This window comes from Pseudomonas sp. FW300-N2F2, assembly GCF_017351655.1.
GTDB lineage: Bacteria > Pseudomonadota > Gammaproteobacteria > Pseudomonadales > Pseudomonadaceae > Aquipseudomonas > Aquipseudomonas fluorescens_AA.
In genome coordinates this window covers 104,431-122,520 of record NZ_JACNDQ010000003.1, presented here as the reverse complement: position 1 = coordinate 122,520, position 18,090 = coordinate 104,431, and the positions used below count along the sequence as shown (strand labels likewise).

Genomic DNA, 18,090 nt, shown 5'->3' with positions numbered 1-18,090 from the left:
ATATGTGCTCACTGAGGATCCTGTGGGAGCGAGCTTGCTCGCGATAGGGCTGCGCAGCAGCCCAGCGGGAGCAAGCTGCCTCGCCACAGAAGCAGTGCATGGCAGTTCTCGTCGCAATGACGATCAATCGCGCTTGGGCTCGCGGATCTTGTACCAGGCCACATACAGCGCCGGCAGGAACAGCAGCGTCAGCAGCGTGGCGATGACGATCCCGCCGATCATCGCGTAGGCCATCGGCCCCCAGAACACTTCCCGGGCAATCGGGATCATCCCCAGGCTCGCCGCGGCGGCCGTGAGCAGGATCGGCCGGCGCCGGTGTTCGGTGGCCTCCACCACCGCGTCCCAGGGCTCGTAGCCGTCACGTTCGTATTCCTCGATCTGGGTCACCAGGATCACCGAGTTACGGATGATGATGCCGATCAAGGCGAGGATCCCGAGGATCGCCACGAAGCCCATGGGCGTGCCCGTCGGCACCAGCGCCAGCACCACGCCGATCAACCCGAGGGGCGCGACGCTCGCCACCAGGAACAGTTTCTGCACGCTGTGCAGCTGGATCATCAGGAAGGTCGCCATCAGAAACAGCATCAGCGGCACGACGCTGGCGATCGGCCCTTGGGCCTTGCTGCTTTCTTCCACCGTACCGCCCGTGGCGACCTTGTAACCCACCGGCAGGCCGGCGGCGAACTTATCGATGTCCGGTTGCAGTTGCTTGACCAGGTCGGTGGGTTGGATCTCGTCGCGCACCGCGGCCTTGATGGTGATGGTCGGCTTGCGATCACGACGCCACACCAACGGCTGCTCCAGTTCATAGCGCACCGTGGCAAACGCCAGTAACGGAATCGAGGTGCCACTCGGGGTGACGATCTGCAGGTTCTGCAGGGTTTCCGGCGAACCGCGCTCGGCATCTTCAGCGCGGCCGACCACATCGATCAGGTAGATATCGTCGTTGACCTGGGTCACCGGCGAGCCACTGACGATGCTGTTCATCAGCCTGGCCACATCATCGGAAGACAAGCCCAATTGCCGCGCCTTGTCCTGGGCGATATCAATGCGCAAGACCTTGCCCGGCTCGTTCCAGTCGTAAATGATTTCGCCGATGTGCGAGTTCTTATCCAGCTCGGTGGCCAGCTCGATGGCGTGCTTGCGCACCTGGTCGACGTCCTTGCCGCTGACCCGGTACTGGATCGGCCGGCCCACCGGCGGGCCCATTTCCAGGGCCTGCACGTAGCTGCCAATGCCGACGAAATCCTCGCGCAGACGCTTTTGCAGGCGCTCGGTCAGGGCGTTGCGCGACTCCAGGCCCTTGCTGACGATCACCAGTTGCGCGTAGTAGGGGTTCTGCAACTGCTGGTCCAGCGGCAGGTAGAAGCGAATCGCGCCTTCGCCGATGTAGGTGCTCCAGCGCGCGATGTCCGGGTCACCCTTGAGGGTCGCTTCCAGGCGGTCGACGGCTTTGCGGGTCTCGTCCATCGAGGTGTTTTGCGGCAGGTTGAGGTCCACCAGGATTTCCGGTCGGTCCGACGATGGAAAAAACTGGTTCTGCACGAAGCGCATGCAAAACACCGCCAGCACGAACAGCAACACCGTGATGCCAATGGCCCACCAGCGATTGCGCATCGCCCACAGCAGGCCGCCGTTGAACGCCCGGCCGATCCGCCCCGGCTCGGCGCTGTGAGGTTTGACGTTGGTGCTGAGAATATGCACGCCGATCACCGGGGCAAACAGCACCGCGACGATCCACGACACCAGCATCGCCACGGCGATGACCGCGAACAGGGTGAAGGTGTACTCACCGGCGGAACTCGCATTCAGGCCAATGGGCACGAAACCGGCGACAGTCACCAGGGTCCCGGTGAGCATCGGGAACGCCGTCGAGGTATAGGCAAAGGTCGCGGCCTGTTCCTTGCTGTCACCTTTTTCCAGGCGCGTGACCATCATCTCCACGGTAATCATCGCGTCGTCCACCAGCAGGCCGAGGGCGATGATCAACGCGCCGAGGGAAATCCGCTGCATGGTGATGCCGCTGTATTCCATGAACAGGAAGACCATCGCCAGCACCAGTGGGATCGAACAGGCCACCACCAGCCCGGCCCGTACGCCAAGGCTGATGAAGCTGACGACCAGGACGATGATCACCGCCTCGAACAAAGCGCTGGTAAAGCCGCCGACGGCCTCTTCCACCACCTCGGCCTGATCCGACACGGTGTGCACGCCAACGCCCACCGGCAGGTCGGCGGTCAGTTCGTTCATGCGCGCATGCAGCGCCTTGCCGAAATCCTGGATGTTGCCACCCTTCTTCATCGCGATGGCGAGGCCAATGGCCGGCGTGCCGTTGAAGCGGAACATCGGTGTGGCGGGGTCGACATAACCCCGGCTGATATCGGCGATGTCGGCCAGCCGATAGAACCGGTCATTGAGCCGCAGGTTGACGTTGGCCAGGTCTTTTTCCGACTGGAACTGCCCGGACGTACGCACGGAAATCCGCTCCGGCCCCGCGTCGATCACCCCGGCCGGCGTCACGGCATTCTGCGATTGCAGACTCTGCACCACCTGGCGCTGATCGATGCCCAGCGCAGCGAGTTTGCGCGTGGAGAAGTTCAGGTACAGCACTTCATCCTGCTCGCCGAGCATTTCCACCTTGCCCAGCCCGGGCACGTCGCGAATCTCGGCGCGCACCTGCTCCACGTAGTCGCGCAACTGGCGCATCGACAGACCGTCGCCGGTGAAGGCGTACACCGAACCGTACACGTCACCGAACTCGTCGTTGAACCCCGGGCCTTGCAGCCCCTGGGGGAAGTCGCCACGAATGTCGTCGATCTTCTTGCGTACCTGGTACCAGATCTCGGGGATGTCCTTGGCCCCGGTGGTGTCGAGCAGGTACACGAACACCGTCGATTCGCCCGGACGGGTGTAGCTTTTGACGTAGTCGAGGGAGTCGAGCTCTTCGAGTTTCTTCTCGATGCGGTCGGTGACCTGCTTGAGGGTTTCTTCCTGGGTCGCGCCCGGCCAGCGGGTCTGGATGATCATGGTCTTGATGGTGAACGACGGGTCTTCCTCCCGCCCCAGGTTCATGTACGAGAACACGCCCATCAACAGCGCCACGAACATCAGGTACCAGACGAACGACTGATGCCGCAGGGCCCATTCGGATAAGTTGAAAGGCCCTTTCATCGTGCGTCCTCGTCGAGTTTCACTTTCTGCCCCGGCTTGAGGCTGTTCACGCCGGCGCTGACCACGCGGTCGCCGGCCTTGATACCGTTGGCCACCAGCACCGCGTCATTGGAGCGTTCGAGAATCCGTACTTCGCGGGGGGAGACGGTCTGGTTCTGCGGGTCAATGAGCCAGATGCGCACCTTGCCGTCGATCTCTTGCAGGGCGCTGAGCGGCAGCTCGATGCGCGGTTCGATGGTCGAGCTCAGGGTCACGCTGATCGCCGTGCCCAGGCGAAAACCTGGCGGTGTGTCGGTCAGCGTCAGACGCGCGCGGCGGGTGCGGGTAGCGCTCTGGGCCTGGGGTTCGATCTCGCGCACGATGGCGCTGGTGTGGATCGTCGGGTCCAATTGCGCCGCGACCTCGAACACCACGTCCGTGGGCAGGCGCTCGACCAGCCCGGCCGGCAGGTCGATCACCGCTTCCTTGACGTCCGGGCGGGCCAGGGTCACTACTTGTTGGCCGGCGGTGACCACCTGCCCGGCTTCGGCATTCCAGGCAGTGACGATGGCGTCATGGTCGGTACGCAGCTCGCTGTAGTTGAGCTGGTCGCGGGCCTGCTCCACCGAGGCCCGGGATTGTTCGAGAGAGGCGCCGGTGGTTTTCAGATCGGTCTGGGCGATGTCCAGTTGCGCCTGGGCCCCAACGCCACGGTCGAACAATTGCTGCTGGCGACGGGCATTGGCCTGGGCATTGATGTACTGCGCCTCGATCCGCGCCAGGTCACCTTGGGCGGCGCGCAATTGGTTCTGCTGGTCGGTGGGGTCGAGCGTGGCGAGCAAGTCGCCCTTCTTCACTTCAGCACCGACATCGACATTGCGGCTGGCGATACGTCCTGGCACGCGGAAACCCACGTTGCTCTCGTAGCGCGCCTGGATATTCCCGGCGAACCGCCCGAGTGCCTGCTGGTCGAGGGCCCGGACCTCAACGGACAACACCGGGCGCACCGGTTCGGGCGGCGCTTCTTCCTTGGAGCAGGCGGCCAGCAACAGGCCGGCCGAGACCATCCACAAACGCTTCATGGCTGGGCTCCCGGCTTGGATTTTCCATAAGTGTCTTCAGCGATCTCGACGCCTACGCCGGGGTGCAGCAATTGCCCGCCCGCGGTGACGATTTTCTCACCGCCCTTGAGGCCGTCGCTGATGATGACCTTGCCGGTCAGGTAGCGGCCGACCGTCACAGTTTGCAACTGCGCCTTGCCTTCGCCATCCACCAGCCATACGGCCGGCTCACTGAGGTTCTTGGTCAGGGCCGACCAAGGCAGCTCGAAAGCGGTCTTGCCGGCGGACTTGGCCGTGGCGCTGACCACCGACCCCAGGCGCATGCCTTCGGGCAAATCTTTGAGGGTGACCTTGACCTGCACGGTGCCGGTCTGGGCAGACACTGCGGGAGTGATTTCGCGTACCGTGCCGGTGGTCTTGACGGCGGGGTCATCCAGCAGACTGATGGTGATTGCAGGGTCCGACGATGGTTCGCTCAACAGCGATTCGTAGATGTTGAACACCGCGTCGCGCTCGCCGTCCCGGGCCAAGCTGAAGATCGGCTCCGTGGCCTGCACCACCTGGCCGACTTCCGCCTGGCGCGCGGTGATGATGCCCGGTGCCTCGGCAATCAGCGCGGTGTAGCTCAGTTGCTCACGGGCGTTGGCCAATTGGGCCTGGGCGGCGGTCAGCGCACTCTGGCTGCTGCGCAGTTGAGCCTGGGCCGCGTCGTATTCGCTCTGGCTGGTGTAGCCCTTGGGCAGGAGTTTCTGCTGGCGCACGAACGCCGCCGCACTCTGCTTGACCCGCGCCTGCTCGGCAGCCACCTGGGCCTCGGCGGAGTCGACGTTGGTCTGCAGGTCCCGGGGATCGAGCCGGGCCAGCACTTGTCGGGCCGAGACCCGGTCACCGACATCGGCCTTGCGCTCGATGATCTTGCCGCCCACACGAAACGACAGATCGGCCTGCACCCGCGCCTGGACATCGCCGGTCAGGGTCACCGAGGCTGCGTATTCACTGGGCACGGCTTGCTGCACGAAAACCCGCGGCAGGGCTTTTTCTTCGGGCTTCTTATCACCGCACCCCGTCAACAATGCACACACGCCCAAACCAATAACCCATTTGATTCCGGGACCAGTCATGCAGACTCCTTTGCGTTGTACGGACGTACCAGTGACGATACGACTGTGAGCTTAGAACAGGGTTCACTGAAAGCACAGCAATCGGGCAGACTTGCTCCTGACGCCCGTGCAAAGGAAACAGGCATGCTCAAGACATTGGCGGTGGCCAACTACCGATCGATCAATAAATTGGTCATCCCCCTGGGCCGGCTGAACCTGATCACCGGCCCCAACGGCAGCGGCAAATCCAATCTTTACCGTGCCCTGCGCCTGCTGGCCGAGACGGCCCAGGGTGGGGTGGTCAACGCCCTGGCCCGTGAAGGTGGACTCGACTCGACCTTCTGGGCCGGCCCGGAGGAAATCAGCCGCCGCATGCGTAACGGCGAGGTGCCGGTCCAGGCGATTGTGCGCCAGGGCACCAAGCGCCTGCGCCTGGGTTTCGCCGGGGAAGACTTCAGCTATTCGATCGCCCTGGGCTTGCCGGAACCCAGTCGTTCAGCGTTCTCACTGGACCCTGAAATCAAGCGCGAATGCATCTGGGCCGGCCCGGTGTTCCGGCCCGCCAGCCTGCTGGTAGACCGCAACGGGCCGATGATCCGTGCCCGCGAAGGCCGTTCCTGGGATGTGCTGGCCCAGCACACGCCCACCTTCGACAGCCTGTTCGACCAGGTCGGCAGCCTGCGCACTTCGCCGGAGGTCCTGCAGATGCGCGAGTTCATTCGTCGCTGGCGCTTCTATGACCATTTTCGCAGCGACGCCGACGCCCCGGTGCGCCAACCGCAACTGGGCACCCGCACGCCAGTGCTGCACCACGACGGACGCGACCTGGCCGCCGCCCTGCAGACCATCCTTGAAATCGGTGACGACGAAGCCCTGCATGCCGCCATCGGCGACGCGTTCCCCGGTGCCCGCCTGAACATCGAGAAGCTGCAAGGCGGACGTTTCGCCATCGCGTTTCAACAACATGGCCTGCTGCGTCCGCTGTCCGCCGCCGAACTGTCGGACGGGACCCTGCGCTATCTGTTGCTGGTGGCCGCCCTGCTCACCCCACGACCGCCTTCGCTGATGGTGCTCAACGAACCGGAAACCAGCCTGCACCCGGACCTGCTGCCGGCCCTGGCGCGGTTGATCATCCGCGCCTCGGCAAATTGTCAGGTCTGGGTCGTGTCCCACGCCACACGCCTGATCGCCGCCCTGGAACAGGATGAGCAGTGCAATTGCATCGTGCTGGAGAAAGATCTTGGACAGACCGGGATCGTCGGGCAGCGGGCGCTGGATGAGCCGGCGTGGCACTGGCCGGATTGATTGGCGCCTGTAAACCGAATCGCGAGCAAGCTCGCTCCCACACACAATTCCCCTGTGAGAGCGAGCTTGCTCGCGAAGGCGCGCTGAAGGTCTACACAACCCTCAGAGAATCACCCCTGCCATTTGCCACCCTCGACAATCACACTCTCCGGCTTGGTGTCATCGCTCAGTTCCTTGCGCACGTATTGGTCGTACAGCTTGAGCAAGTACTTCTCTTCACCCAGCTTCGCCAACTCGGCATTGACCCAATCACGCAACTCGATATTGCCCTTCTTCACCGCCGGTGCAATCGGCGCTTCGGCGCCCAGTGTCTGCTCCAGCACGCGATAGCCGGGGTTCTGCTTGGCCCAACTGAACAGCACCAGATTGTCCTGGGCATAGGCATCGCCACGCCCGTTGGCCAGGGCTTGCAAGGACTCGGAATTTTTCTCGAACTTGAGCAGCTTCCAGTCCGGGTGATTTTTGGTCAGCCAGATGTCCGCCGTGGTGCCGGTGGTGACGATAGTGGTGCGGCTCGCCAGGTCATCGAGGCTTTTCACCGCGCTGGCTTGTGGCACCAGCGCCTGCACCGCGACTTTCAGGTTCGGGTTGGTGAACTCCACAGCTTCCTTGCGCTCCGGGGTCACGGTCATGTTGGCCAGGATCAGGTCGACCTTGTCACTTTGCAGGAACGGAATCCGGCTCGCCGGTTCGACCGCGACGAACTCGACCTTGTTTTCATCGCCGAGCAGGTCCTTGGCGAATCGACGACCGATGTCGGTATCGAAGCCGACATAACGCCCCGCCTCATCGACGAAGCCAAACGGTGGCTTGTCGGTGAAGACGCCGACAATCAATTTGTCCCGCGCCTTGATTTTGTCCAGGTAGCTGGTCGACGCGGCGCTTGGGCTGGCAGCGTTCGGCTTCGGCGGTTCTTCGGTTTTATTGCAGCCGGCCAGCAAAGCGGCGGCGAGCAACGGCAGTAGCAGCAGAGAAGATTTGGCAGTTTTCATGACAGTTCCAGTTCCTTTGTTTGAGTCGTTTTGGGTAGTGCGGCGACGTAGGAGAACTTCTCCAGGAACTGCTGCGCTCGTGCGGTTTGCGGGTTCGTAAAGAAAATCTCGGGAGGGTTTTGTTCAAGGATCCGCCCGGCGTCCATGAACACGATGCGGTCAGCCACGGCGCGGGCGAAGGCCATTTCGTGGGTGACGATCAACAGCGTCATGCCTTCGCGGGCCAGGCCCTGGATGACTTCCAGCACTTCCTTGACCATCTCCGGGTCGAGGGCGGCGGTGACCTCATCGAACAACATGACCTTGGGGTTCATGCACAGCGAACGCACGATGGCGATGCGTTGCTGCTGGCCGCCGGAGAGCTGACGTGGAAAGGCATCGCGCTTGTCCAGCAGCCCCACCCGCGCCAGCAAGGCTTCGGCCTGGCCGCGCGCTTCGCGGCGGTCGCGCTTTTGCACTTTGACCGGGCCGAGCAGCAGGTTATCGAGCACGCTCATGTGCGGGAACAGGTGATAGCTCTGGAACACCATGCCGATCTGCTGCCGCACTTCGCGCCAGTCGGTGCCCTTGTCCAGCAACTCGCGACCGGCGAATGCCAAACTGCCGCTGTGGGCCACTTCCAGACCGTTGAGACAACGCAGCAAGGTACTTTTGCCGCAACCACTGGGGCCAAGGATGACGATCACTTCGCCCGATTGCACTTGCAGATCGATGCCATCCAGCACCTGCTGTTCGCCGAAAAACTTGTTGAAACCCTTGAACTCGATCAATGCGCTCATGCTTGCGTCCAGCGCCGCTCCAGCACGCGGGAGGCGGCCGAAAGCGGGTAGCAGATAAAGAAGAAAAACAGGAACAGCGCACCGTAGATCAGCACGGACTCGTAGGTGCGCTCGATGATCTGCTGGCCGACCTTGATCACGTCCACCACGCCGATCAGCACGGCCAGGGAGCTGGTCTTGATGATGCGCGTATAGACGTTGATGGTCGGCGGTGTCATGCGTCTCAACGCTTGCGGCAACAGCACATGGCCGTAGAGTTGCGGACCGTTCAGGCCAATGGACAAGCCCGCCTCGCGCTGGCCGCGCGGCAACGAATGCAATGCACCGCGTACCACTTCACCCACTTCACTGGCGCCCCACAACGACAACACCAGGACCGCACACCAAAAGCTTGGAAGGCTCAGGCCGAAAAAGATCGGCAGGCCGAAGAACAGCAGGTACAACCAGACCAGCACCGGGATCGCCCGGAACAACTCCAGGTAGACCCGCAGAACGACATCCACGCCTTTCACACCCAACGTCCGCAACACCCCATAAAGCACGCCGCCCACGGTGCTGAGGGCGATGCTCAGGAAGGAAATCGACAAGGTTTGCGCGGCGCCCTTGCCCAGTTGCGGCAACGACACCCACAGCAACTCAAGACCCGAACTGGCCATGCTGGAGCCTCCTTTCCAGGCGGCTGAGCAGCAGCGACAGCGGCAAGAACAGCAGCACGCAAATCAGCGTCAGCACGGCGAGCATTTCATAGGTCTTGTAGTAGAGCGCGATGTAGCTTTTGGTGGTGTAGAGAATCTCCGGCACCGCCACGGCCGAGACCACGGTGGTCTCCTTGAGCAGGAAAATGAAGTTGGCGAACAGCGACGGCAGGCTGAGGATCCCGGCCTGCGGCAGGATCACGTAGCGCAGCAACTGCCCGTGGGACAGGCCGATGGAACGGCCGGATTCCAATTGCGCCTGGGGCACCGCGTCCACGCCCGCCCGCAGCACTTCCGTGAGATAGGCGCCACCCAGGAACGTCATGGTGATGATCGCTGCGGCAAACCCCGACACCTTGATGCCCAGCGCCGGCAAGGCGAAGTAGACAAAGAACAACTGAATAAGCAGCGGGGTGTTGCGGGCCAGCTCCACATACAGCCCCACCAGGCGTTGCAGGTAAGGTGTGCGCAACACCAGGATCGTTGCGTTCACGAGCGCCACCAGCAGCGAGGTGGCGATGGCGATAAGGCCGACTTGCAGCGTCACGCCCACGGCCTTGAGAAACGCCGGGAGGGTGCTGAGGATAAAAGCGTAATCGAAGTTCATTGAACATCCTGGACGTCGCTCGGTAAGCGACGGTCGTGCGGTCCATGGGCAGCGGATAGCTACTCGGCAGGCACTGACTTTAATGGCATAAGAACTGTAATTTAAATACCGTTAAAGCATATTGATATCACGCAAAAAACTATCCCCGGATTTGCCGCGAAGAACAAAGACGACTATTTTCCTTGCGCCGCAGGGAGGATCTTTTTCGCCATCCCCCCTCACCATTACAAGGAAGAAAACATGGCTGACGTAAACGTGCCGCAGCGACTGGAACCGCAGGACATATTGAAATTGTTGATGGCGTTGCGCAGGGCGTTGAAGAGCGGGGAGACCTGATCCATCCCCTGTGGAAGCGAGCTTGCTCGCGATAGCGGCCTGTCAGTCACATCAGTGTTTATTGATGAACCGCCATGGCGAGCAAGCCCCCACAATAAAAAACGCCGACGCTGTATCAGCCGTCGGCGTTTGAAACCATGAAAGGGTGTACCGCGCGAATCAGAACGCCGGCAGTACCGCACCGCTGTATTTCTTCTCAATGAACGCCTTCACTTCAGGGCTGGTCAAGGCCTTGGCCAGTTTCTGGATGGCCGGGCTGTCCTTGTTGTCCGGACGGGCCACCAGGAAGTTGACGTAAGGCGAATCCGAACCTTCGATCACCAAGGCATCCTTGGCCGGGTTAAGACCCGCTTCCAGGGCATAGTTGGTGTTGATCAGGTCCAGGTCGACCTGGTCCAGCACCCGCGGCAGCATGGCCGATTCCAGTTCCTTGAACTTGAAGTTGTGCGGGTTCTTGGCGATGTCTTTCGGCGTCGCCAAAGCGTTTTTCGGGTCTTTCAACTCGATCAGGCCAGCCTTCTGCAACAGGAGCAGCGCACGGCCGCTGTTGCTGCCTTCGTTGGGCAGCGCGATGGTCGCGCCGTTTGGCAGGTCAGCCAGCTTCTTGTACTTCTTCGAGTAGCCACCGAACGGTTCGACGTGAACACCGATCACGGTCACCAGGTTCGTGCCTTTGCCTTCGTTGAAGTTCTTCAAGTACGGCAGGGTCTGGAAGTAGTTGGCATCCAGGCGTTTCTGGTCAACTTGCACGTTGGGTTGGACGTAGTCGGTGAAGACCTTGATTTCCAGGTCCACGCCTTCCTTGGCCAGGGCTGGCTTGATCAGCTCGAGGATTTCAGCGTGGGGCACCGGCGTGGCGGCCACGACCAGTTTCTCTGCGGCCTGGGCCAGGCCCGACGTCAGGGCTGCCGCCAATGCGGTGAACAACAGAACCTTTTTCATGCAGTGTCCTTATCGAAAATCACAGTCGTCATGGACGACGGCTAAATGAGGGTGTGCCAGTGAAGTGCTATCGCTGGCGTGATGCGGACGATACCGATATTTTTTATTCCTTAACAATATCTTTTGTTCAAGTTCATATTCATTTTACTCATATAGCTAACACCGCTTTTGTGGCGAGGGAGCTTGCTCCCGCTCGGTTGCGCAGCAACCGCAAGATATTGGGGCCGCTACGCAGCCCAGCGGGAGCAAGCTCCCTCGCCACAAGAGCGGGTCAGCCACGCTTACAGCGCCGAGCCCAAGCGACTGAGCAGCGCCTTGAGTGCGGCACGCTCACCTTCCGATCCCCCTGCGATGACCTGCGCCACTTGCTGCTCGATCAGCTCCGGCACGCCAGGCTGGAGTGGCAAATTCAAATGCTCCGGCAAAATCTCCTCGCCCGTACTCACCAGCAATGCGAAGTGAATGACGTTTTCCAACTCGCGGGTGTTGCCCGGCCAACTGTGCTGTTCGAGGGCATGCTGCGCCGCTTCACTGATCAGCGGCACGGCCAGGCCGAGTCGCTGGCTGTAGATGCCCAGGAAGTATTCGGCCAGGGACAGAATATCGCCCACCCGTTCACGCAGGGCTGGCAGTTCCAGTCGGCCTTCGCCCAGGTAGTGATAGAGCCGTTCGTGGAATTTCCCGGCCGCCACCGCTTGCGCCAGGTCAATGCTGGTGGCCGCGACCAGGCGGACATCCACCGGACTGGGCTGGTGGGCGCCGACACGGGTGACTTCGTGGTTCTCCAGGGCCGCCAGCAACTTGATCTGGATCGGCAGCGGCAAATCGCCGATTTCATCCAGGTAAAGGGTGCCGCCGTTGGCCGAACCGAACCAACCGGCCCGGCTGCTGGCCGAGCCGCTGTAGCTGCCGGCGGCATACCCGAACAGTTCGGCGTCGGCGTAGGTCGGGCTGATAGCGCCGCAGTTGACCGACACAAACAATCCGCCGCGATCGCTTTCGCGATGGATATGCCGGGCCAGCAGTTCCTTGCCGCTACCGGTTTCGCCGCGTATCAGCACCGAGATCGCACGGGGCGCCAGTTGCTCCAACTCCTGGCGCAACTGCCGTGAACGGGGGTCGACGAACACCAGCGCCTTGGCGCGAATGCTCAGGGGGCTTTTTTCCGCATCGGGAAAGGTCAGCAAGGGCTGACCGAAGGTTTCATGCAAACTCATGGCAGGCTCCCGCCCCAGACCGCCGGGAGACGGGGGGCGCTAAAAATTCAGGCGCGACGCAGGGCGTGATGCTCCATGCGGTTTTGCAGACGATAGAGATAAGCGAAACCCTGCTCCCAACGCTGGTGGCCGGACTTCACGTTGATATGCCCCGCCCCGGACAGGATTCCGGCCTCGGCCCCCCAGTTGCGCGCCAACTCCAAGGCTCGCGGGGCGCTCACGGCGGCGTCGTTGTCGGAACTGACCACTTGGCTTGGGAACGGCAACAGGTCGCTGGGAATCGGCGCGAAGTTGCGCAGCGCCGGGACGCAGGCTGGCCGCTCGACATCCGCCGGCGCCACCAGCAACGCCCCACGCACCTGCCGCAAAAACTGCACCGGCGCGGTGGCGGCCCAATGGGCCACCGTGATGCAACCCAGGCTATGGGCAATCAGGATCACCGGGGTGCTGTCGGCGGCCACGGCCTCGGCCAGCGCCGCGACCCAGTCTTCACGCCGGGGCGTCACCCAGTCGGCCTGCTCGACCCTGGCACTGTTGGGCAGGCTGTTCTGCCAGTGGGTTTGCCAATGATTTTCCGGCGATCCTTGCCAGCCCGGCACAATCAGGTAGCGAATCGATTCGTTGCGCATGGGTGCTCTCCTGCGTGTCTGTTCCCGGACGAGTATAGGGAGGAGAGCTATATTATTTAAGGAATAAGAAGCTATTTGTTAATAATTAAAACGAATAACAGGTTAACCCCTGTGGGAGCGAGCTTGCTCGCGATAGCGAACGGTCAGTCGGCATTGATGTAACAGACATACCGCCATCGCGAGCAAGCTCGCTCCCACAGGCCTCTCAGGCAGGGCGCTCGCTACGCCCCTTGCGCATCAACACATCCAACTGGTCTATCACTTCCGCCCAGTCCGCATCCTCGAGGATTTCCTCGCGCAGCATTTGCCGCTGGCCCTCATTCCAGAAAAACGCATCGGCCAAGTGCAACCCGGGCTTGAGGGGTGAATGGGTGGCGATGAACTGATCAATGCCAATGGCGTCATCGGGCAAGCCCAGTTGCTTGAACAATGCGCGAAGGGTGTGGATCGGCGGTTCCATAGGGGGCTCCTGGACATGAATGGATGATGGGGTCGTTCCTAGGCAGTCTAGCCCCTCGCCGACCGCCAGACTGATCAAAATTCAATCAACCCCCGACTCGACTAGACTTTGAATAAACATCCCGACGACGACACGTTGTGGAGGATCCCGTGAACATTCACTGGTTGACGGTTGCGCTGCTGGCGATCAGCGGAGCCGCGTTCGGCGCCGATGGCCTCATGCCGCCAGGCACCGATCCCCTGGGCTTCTGGCTGATCGCCGTTGGCGTGGCCTTGCTGGTCTTCGAGGCAGCCTTGCCCAATTACGGCGTCGCGGGGCTGGGTGGCATTGTCTTGTGTGTGATTGGCGCAGTCATCCTGACCAACGCCGATGTACCGGTTCCGCTGATGCTCGGCCTGGGCCTGATCAGTGCCTTGCTGTTGCTCGCACTGCTGGTCCGTGCATTGAAAACGCGGCCGCGCCAGCCCATCAGCGGCGATGCCAGACTGCTGGGCAGCGTCACGGCGGTGACCGCGTTGCAGGCCGGCAACAATCATCATGGCTGGGTCCAGTTGGAAGGCGAACGCTGGCAGGTGGCAAGCGCGACGCCGCTGCGGCCTGGGCAAGCGGTGCGGGTCATCGCCCGCAAGGGTTTGCTGCTGGAAGTGGCCGCCGCTGACTCCGGAGGGGTATGAGATGGGCATGCAAATCGGTTTTGTGCTGCTGTTGCTGCTGGTGATCGCGCTGGCGGGAGCGACATTCCGGATCCTGCGCGAATACGAGCGCGCGGTGGTGTTCCAGCTAGGACGGTTCTGGCAGGTCAAGGGACCGGGGTTGATCCTGCTGATTCCGGTGGTACAGCAGATGATCCGCGTCGACCTGCGCACCATTGTCCTCGACGTACCGCCCCAGGACGTGATCACCCGGGACAACGTCTCGGTGAAAGTCAATGCGGTGCTGTATTTCCGTGTGCTCGACCCGCAGAAGGCGATCATCCAGGTCGAAAATTTCCTCATGGCCACCAGCCAACTGGCCCAGACCACGTTGCGCGCAGTCCTCGGCAAGCATGACCTGGACCAACTGTTGGCCGAGCGCGAGCAATTGAATGGTGACATCCAGCAAGTGCTCGACGCCCAGACCGACGCCTGGGGCATCAAGGTGGCGAACGTCGAGATCAAGCACGTGGACCTCAACGAATCCATGATCCGCGCCATCGCCCGCCAAGCCGAGGCGGAACGGGAACGCCGGGCCAAAGTGATCCACGCCGAAGGCGAGCTGCAAGCCTCGGAAAAACTCATGCAGGCCGCCGAAATGCTCGGGCGCCAGCCAGGCGCCATGCAACTGCGCTACATGCAGACGCTGGGCTCGATTGCCGGGGATAAAAGCTCCACCATCGTCTTCCCCTTGCCGATCGAATTGCTCAAGGGGATGGCGGAGTTGTCGCCCAACAAGCCGTGATGGGTTAGACAAGGCACAAGCGTGCCCCTGTGGCGAGGGAGCTTGCTCCCGCTCGGTTGCGCAGCAACCGCAAGATCTTGGGGCCGCTACGCAGCCCAGCGGGAGCAAGCTCCCTCGCCACAGGACACTCCTGAATTCAAGACCTTCTCAGACACTCGAGCGCTTCGTAAGGCCCCTGCGCCCAGTGCAGGACCCGCTCCCGCAACAGCGCCGAAGCCTCCCGGCGCTTGTCCTCGCTGTCGCCAACAAACGCCTGCGCCGGCTGCTTGGCATGCTGCCCCACCGTCGCGAACACGTGCCCGCATTGCTCATCATCGAGCCCGAAAAACGCCGCCAACCTGCCCGTCATCGCCTCGGGCAGTTCGGTGTAGTTGACCGCCATCCCAGCCAATGCCCGGCAGTGTTCCAGACCTGCTCCCAACAGCCGCCCCACCCGCCGCGAGATGAAATCTTCCTGGCTGCCGAACGGCAATCCATCGTCCAGGACCGTCGCCCCGATCATCCCCGGCACCATGTGCATGCCGGGACGCCGCAGGTGGGAGACCGAAATTTCCAAGGGGTCGCGGTACACGAACAGCCAGGGTGTGTCGGGAAAGCACTCACGCAGCAGTGGCAGTTCACCGATGTTCCAGGCGTCGAGCTTGACCACCAGGCGTTGCTCCACACCTCGGCGGCGCTGCCCGTAGGCCGACATCAAGCCCTTGAGTGCCACACACCGCTCGGCCGGTGGCAAATCACTGCGCAGCAGCGTATCCAGAGGTGGCGGTTCCGAGATAACGATATGGTCGTCCAACTGGGCGAGCATCTGGCTGATCAATGTCGAACCGCAACGGGAGGCATGGAAAATGAATGCGCTGGGCTCAAGTCCCGGGGTTTGTCGTTGCCACTGACCGAGTGCGCCCAAGGGCGTCCGGCGGCGGAACGCCTGGTTGAAGGGCAGGCGCAGGGCGTCTTCCACCGCATCGCCAAAGAACGGCTGCGACAGTCGCGCGTCGCCGAACCAGCACCAATCGACCCACCACTGCCCGGCCTCTTGCCAGAGGCGGATCGGCAACCAACCGTGCAGGTTCAGGTCTTCCACGGTTTTCTCCACTGCTGGCGACCGTTGCGCATGGCGGCCCGCAATTCTTCCCGGGTGAAATGAAGCCCTCGTTCAGCTCCCAGCGCCAGGCTGGACTCAATGAAAGCGTCGAGGTCGTGCAGGCTCTGCAAGGTACGGGCGAGTTCAGGATCGCTTTCCACGCGCTGCTGAAAACGGGCGAAGTCGCTTTGCCTGACACCAGCGGCGGGGGTGGTGGGCAGCCCATCGGCAATCTGCTGGGCCAGCCACGGCCCGGGGCGACAATCGAGCACCAGATGAACCCGCGAATGAGCACTTCGGTTAACCACCCTGTGAGGCCGCGCCAGGTCGAGAAACCAGCACTCGCCGGCCGTCAGCGGAATGATTTGTCCATCCAGGAAAAAGTCCACGTCAGGTGGGCTGAGCAACGGAACGTGCAGGCGCAGGTCGGCGTCCGGCCCGCCCAGATCATAGTCGCGATGCTCGTGGATGCACCCACCAGGCCCCAGCCGCAGTAGCCGGGCCGAGACGATCTCCAGGGGCCAGTCGCGCAACGCCTCATGCCAGCGACCGTCCGCCAGCCAAGGCGCACGCTGACTTGGCTGACCGCGCCCGGGCGACAGCTCGGTGACGGCATCCGCCGCCGAAATCAGCGCCACCCCGCTCCAGTCGCCGCTGTAATAGGCACTGTTGAAATGCCCTTGCCAGCGCGCGTCTTCAATGGCGGCCAGTGCCTGCAACAGCAACGGCAGGTTCACCGCCACCGGCAGCCGGGAAAACGCCGGGCGCGTCATGCCCAAGGCCCGTTACTGGGGCACGGCGGCCGTTGGCACGTTGATGTTCCCTTGGGCCCAGGCCGCTTCGCGGTTAGCCAGCGCCGTCGCGATCGATTGCACTGCGGTCGATTGCACTTCGTTCGGCATTGGATCGAGGCCGGCGCTGGCGAAGATCTGACCGTAGGCGTTGCGCAGGTCGGCATAGGCCAGGTCTCGGCGCAGATCAGCCTGCAGGGTGTTCAGTTCGCCCTGGATCAGGTCCAGCTCGCCAATGCCGGCAGCCTGGTGACGGCTGCGCAACTGGCCAACGATCTGCCCGTCGATGTCCGACAGTTGCTGGCTGGTCTTGAACTGGCGCAGGGCTTCGCGATAGTTGGCGTTGGCGACGTACAGCTGCGCCAGCACGGCAATCGACATCGCCTGGCGCCGCGCCGACGCGACTTCTTCACCGGCCTTGGCCACGTCGATGGCCGCCGGAGCGGAGATCACGTTGAACAGGTTCCAGGTGACTTTCACACCATAGTCAGCCCAGCCCTGCTCCACCAGGAACGAGTTGCTGTCGTAGTGTCCGCCAGCGGAAAACTCCAGCCCCGGCAGCAGGCGCAACATGGCCTTGCGGGTTTCGGCGGCGGTGATGCGGGTCTGGTAATCCTGCTCGCGCAGTTCCGGGCGGCTGGCCAGGGCTTCCTGTTCGAGACGGGCCAGGTCGACCTTGAGTTCCGGGATGGTGTATTCATCCTGGGTCGCCAGGGTCAGCTCGGTGCCCAAGGGCAAGTTGATCAGGGTCGCCAGCTCAGTCTTGGCCAGGGACAGTGCCCGGCGCTGCTCTTCAAGCTGACGGGTGGCCTGGATCAGCGAGCGCTGGTAACCCAAGGCCTGCACCGGGTCGCCGATGCGCTGTTCGCTCATGCTCTGGCTGTTGCCACGCGCCGCGTCCACCCGGACCATCAGGCTGTCGATCTGCTTGAGCAGGCGCTCGGCGGCCATGGCGCGCCAGTAGGCCGAACGCACGTCCTGGACGATGGTGTTGATCACCTTGCGCCGGCGCTCCTGCACAATCAGGCGCTGGTCCCCAGCCTGCTTGGCACTGATGTAGCTCACACCGAAATCGAGCACGTTCCAGACCATGGTCAGGTCCGCCACTTCACGGTCACGGTCCTGGGAGGTCGACGGTTCCAGGGACTGGGTACCGGTTTCCACGCTCTGGCTGCTGGAGGCATTGACGTTGTTGCGGCCCACATACCCGGCGTCCAGGGCCATGCGTGGCAGCATGTCGAAACTGGCCAGGTCCAACTGACGCTTGGCCAGGGCCTCCTCCATGATCTTCAAGCGACCTTCGAGGTTGTACTTCACCGCCCGGGCCATGGCCTGGTGCAGGGTCAGGGGGCCGCTCAGCGGTTCCTGGTCCTTGTACATGTTCTGCAGGTCGGTTCGAGCGCGCTCTTCGCTGACGCTGCGATCGATCGGCTCGCTGGTGACCGCACACCCGCTGACCACCAACGCCAGCAAACTCATACCGAATAACTTCTGACTTCTATTCATTC

General features: G+C 62.4%; 17 protein-coding genes. 3 read left to right on the top strand and 14 right to left on the bottom strand.

Annotated elements, in window-relative coordinates; genetic code table 11:
• Positions 1-123: 123 nt before the first annotated feature.
• Genes J4E63_RS21385 through J4E63_RS21375 form a run of 3 tightly spaced genes read right to left on the bottom strand, consistent with a single transcriptional unit; the run spans position 124 to position 5,332 of the window.
• Positions 124-3,171, bottom strand: a complete 3,048-nt coding sequence (locus J4E63_RS21385) for an efflux RND transporter permease subunit (protein ID WP_207283290.1) — start codon at positions 3,169-3,171, stop codon at positions 124-126.
• Positions 3,168-4,232, bottom strand: a complete 1,065-nt coding sequence (locus J4E63_RS21380) for an efflux RND transporter periplasmic adaptor subunit (RefSeq protein WP_207283289.1) — start codon at positions 4,230-4,232, stop codon at positions 3,168-3,170. The genes J4E63_RS21385 and J4E63_RS21380 overlap by 4 nt, the downstream gene beginning before the upstream one ends.
• The gene (locus J4E63_RS21375) at positions 4,229-5,332 is read right to left on the bottom strand and encodes an efflux RND transporter periplasmic adaptor subunit (protein WP_192262014.1); all 1,104 of its coding nucleotides are present in this window, start codon (positions 5,330-5,332) and stop codon (positions 4,229-4,231) included. Before J4E63_RS21375 ends, J4E63_RS21380 begins: the two co-directional genes overlap by 4 nt.
• A 123-nt stretch (positions 5,333-5,455) precedes the next feature.
• Between J4E63_RS21375 and J4E63_RS21370 the strand changes: the two genes are divergently transcribed.
• Positions 5,456-6,616, top strand: a complete 1,161-nt coding sequence (locus J4E63_RS21370) for an AAA family ATPase (protein ID WP_106272640.1) — start codon at positions 5,456-5,458, stop codon at positions 6,614-6,616.
• Between the two features lie 110 nt (positions 6,617-6,726).
• Here J4E63_RS21370 and J4E63_RS21365 read toward each other — a convergent pair whose 3' ends face one another.
• From J4E63_RS21365 to J4E63_RS21330, 8 genes are all read right to left on the bottom strand, one after another.
• Positions 6,727-7,608: a transporter substrate-binding domain-containing protein gene (locus tag J4E63_RS21365; RefSeq protein ID WP_207283288.1), complete on the bottom strand. Its 882-nt coding sequence runs from the start codon at positions 7,606-7,608 to the stop codon at positions 6,727-6,729.
• The gene (locus tag J4E63_RS21360; protein WP_207283287.1) at positions 7,605-8,387 is read right to left on the bottom strand and encodes an amino acid ABC transporter ATP-binding protein; all 783 of its coding nucleotides are present in this window, start codon (positions 8,385-8,387) and stop codon (positions 7,605-7,607) included. Before J4E63_RS21360 ends, J4E63_RS21365 begins: the two co-directional genes overlap by 4 nt.
• Positions 8,384-9,043, bottom strand: a complete 660-nt coding sequence (locus J4E63_RS21355) for an amino acid ABC transporter permease (RefSeq protein WP_092446074.1) — start codon at positions 9,041-9,043, stop codon at positions 8,384-8,386. Before J4E63_RS21355 ends, J4E63_RS21360 begins: the two co-directional genes overlap by 4 nt.
• Positions 9,024-9,689 (bottom strand): amino acid ABC transporter permease, encoded by a 666-nt coding sequence (locus J4E63_RS21350; RefSeq protein WP_060739714.1) that lies wholly within the window; start codon positions 9,687-9,689, stop codon positions 9,024-9,026. Before J4E63_RS21350 ends, J4E63_RS21355 begins: the two co-directional genes overlap by 20 nt.
• Before the next feature lie 495 nt (positions 9,690-10,184).
• The gene (locus J4E63_RS21345; protein WP_192262010.1) at positions 10,185-10,967 is read right to left on the bottom strand and encodes a MetQ/NlpA family ABC transporter substrate-binding protein; all 783 of its coding nucleotides are present in this window, start codon (positions 10,965-10,967) and stop codon (positions 10,185-10,187) included.
• A 281-nt stretch (positions 10,968-11,248) separates the two neighbouring features.
• Entirely contained in the window at positions 11,249-12,184 is a 936-nt protein-coding gene (locus tag J4E63_RS21340; RefSeq protein ID WP_207283286.1) for a sigma 54-interacting transcriptional regulator, read from the bottom strand.
• Between the two features lie 47 nt (positions 12,185-12,231).
• Complete coding sequence (locus J4E63_RS21335) at positions 12,232-12,813, bottom strand: alpha/beta hydrolase (RefSeq protein WP_207283285.1); 582 nt, start codon at positions 12,811-12,813, stop codon at positions 12,232-12,234.
• A gap of 205 nt (positions 12,814-13,018) precedes the next feature.
• Positions 13,019-13,273, bottom strand: a complete 255-nt coding sequence (locus J4E63_RS21330) for a DUF2789 domain-containing protein (RefSeq protein ID WP_060739718.1) — start codon at positions 13,271-13,273, stop codon at positions 13,019-13,021.
• 149 nt (positions 13,274-13,422) lie between these two features.
• On the opposite strand from J4E63_RS21330, the gene J4E63_RS21325 reads away from it, so the two are divergent.
• Positions 13,423-13,947 (top strand): NfeD family protein, encoded by a 525-nt coding sequence (locus J4E63_RS21325; protein WP_207283284.1) that lies wholly within the window; start codon positions 13,423-13,425, stop codon positions 13,945-13,947.
• 7 nt (positions 13,948-13,954) lie between these two features.
• Positions 13,955-14,710, top strand: a complete 756-nt coding sequence (locus J4E63_RS21320; protein ID WP_371919238.1) for a slipin family protein — start codon at positions 13,955-13,957, stop codon at positions 14,708-14,710.
• A 136-nt stretch (positions 14,711-14,846) separates the two neighbouring features.
• Here the strand turns inward: J4E63_RS21320 and J4E63_RS21315 are convergent, their stop codons facing one another.
• Genes J4E63_RS21315 through J4E63_RS21305 form a run of 3 tightly spaced genes read right to left on the bottom strand, consistent with a single transcriptional unit; the run spans position 14,847 to position 18,088 of the window.
• Positions 14,847-15,791: a sulfotransferase family protein gene (locus J4E63_RS21315; protein WP_207283283.1), complete on the bottom strand. Its 945-nt coding sequence runs from the start codon at positions 15,789-15,791 to the stop codon at positions 14,847-14,849.
• Positions 15,779-16,564, bottom strand: a complete 786-nt coding sequence (locus J4E63_RS21310) for an aspartyl/asparaginyl beta-hydroxylase domain-containing protein (RefSeq protein WP_207283282.1) — start codon at positions 16,562-16,564, stop codon at positions 15,779-15,781. Before J4E63_RS21310 ends, J4E63_RS21315 begins: the two co-directional genes overlap by 13 nt.
• A gap of 12 nt (positions 16,565-16,576) precedes the next feature.
• Positions 16,577-18,088, bottom strand: a complete 1,512-nt coding sequence (locus J4E63_RS21305) for a TolC family protein (protein ID WP_192262005.1) — start codon at positions 18,086-18,088, stop codon at positions 16,577-16,579.
• Positions 18,089-18,090: the final 2 nt, after the last annotated feature.

Excerpts from the sequence above, each read along its gene's own strand:
- J4E63_RS21385 (WP_207283290.1), bottom strand. The coding sequence starts at position 3,171 with ATGAAAGGGCCTTTCAACTTATCCGAATGGGCCCTGCGGCATCAGTCG.
- J4E63_RS21380 (WP_207283289.1), bottom strand. The coding sequence starts at position 4,232 with ATGAAGCGTTTGTGGATGGTCTCGGCCGGCCTGTTGCTGGCCGCCTGC.
- J4E63_RS21375 (WP_192262014.1), bottom strand. The coding sequence starts at position 5,332 with ATGACTGGTCCCGGAATCAAATGGGTTATTGGTTTGGGCGTGTGTGCA.
- J4E63_RS21370 (WP_106272640.1), top strand. The coding sequence starts at position 5,456 with ATGCTCAAGACATTGGCGGTGGCCAACTACCGATCGATCAATAAATTG.
- J4E63_RS21365 (WP_207283288.1), bottom strand. The coding sequence starts at position 7,608 with ATGAAAACTGCCAAATCTTCTCTGCTGCTACTGCCGTTGCTCGCCGCC.
- J4E63_RS21360 (WP_207283287.1), bottom strand. The coding sequence starts at position 8,387 with ATGAGCGCATTGATCGAGTTCAAGGGTTTCAACAAGTTTTTCGGCGAA.
- J4E63_RS21355 (WP_092446074.1), bottom strand. The coding sequence starts at position 9,043 with ATGGCCAGTTCGGGTCTTGAGTTGCTGTGGGTGTCGTTGCCGCAACTG.
- J4E63_RS21350 (WP_060739714.1), bottom strand. The coding sequence starts at position 9,689 with ATGAACTTCGATTACGCTTTTATCCTCAGCACCCTCCCGGCGTTTCTC.
- J4E63_RS21345 (WP_192262010.1), bottom strand. The coding sequence starts at position 10,967 with ATGAAAAAGGTTCTGTTGTTCACCGCATTGGCGGCAGCCCTGACGTCG.
- J4E63_RS21340 (WP_207283286.1), bottom strand. The coding sequence starts at position 12,184 with ATGAGTTTGCATGAAACCTTCGGTCAGCCCTTGCTGACCTTTCCCGAT.
- J4E63_RS21335 (WP_207283285.1), bottom strand. The coding sequence starts at position 12,813 with ATGCGCAACGAATCGATTCGCTACCTGATTGTGCCGGGCTGGCAAGGA.
- J4E63_RS21330 (WP_060739718.1), bottom strand. The coding sequence starts at position 13,273 with ATGGAACCGCCGATCCACACCCTTCGCGCATTGTTCAAGCAACTGGGC.
- J4E63_RS21320 (WP_371919238.1), top strand. The coding sequence starts at position 13,955 with ATGCAAATCGGTTTTGTGCTGCTGTTGCTGCTGGTGATCGCGCTGGCG.
- J4E63_RS21310 (WP_207283282.1), bottom strand. The coding sequence starts at position 16,564 with ATGACGCGCCCGGCGTTTTCCCGGCTGCCGGTGGCGGTGAACCTGCCG.
- J4E63_RS21305 (WP_192262005.1), bottom strand. The coding sequence starts at position 18,088 with ATGAATAGAAGTCAGAAGTTATTCGGTATGAGTTTGCTGGCGTTGGTG.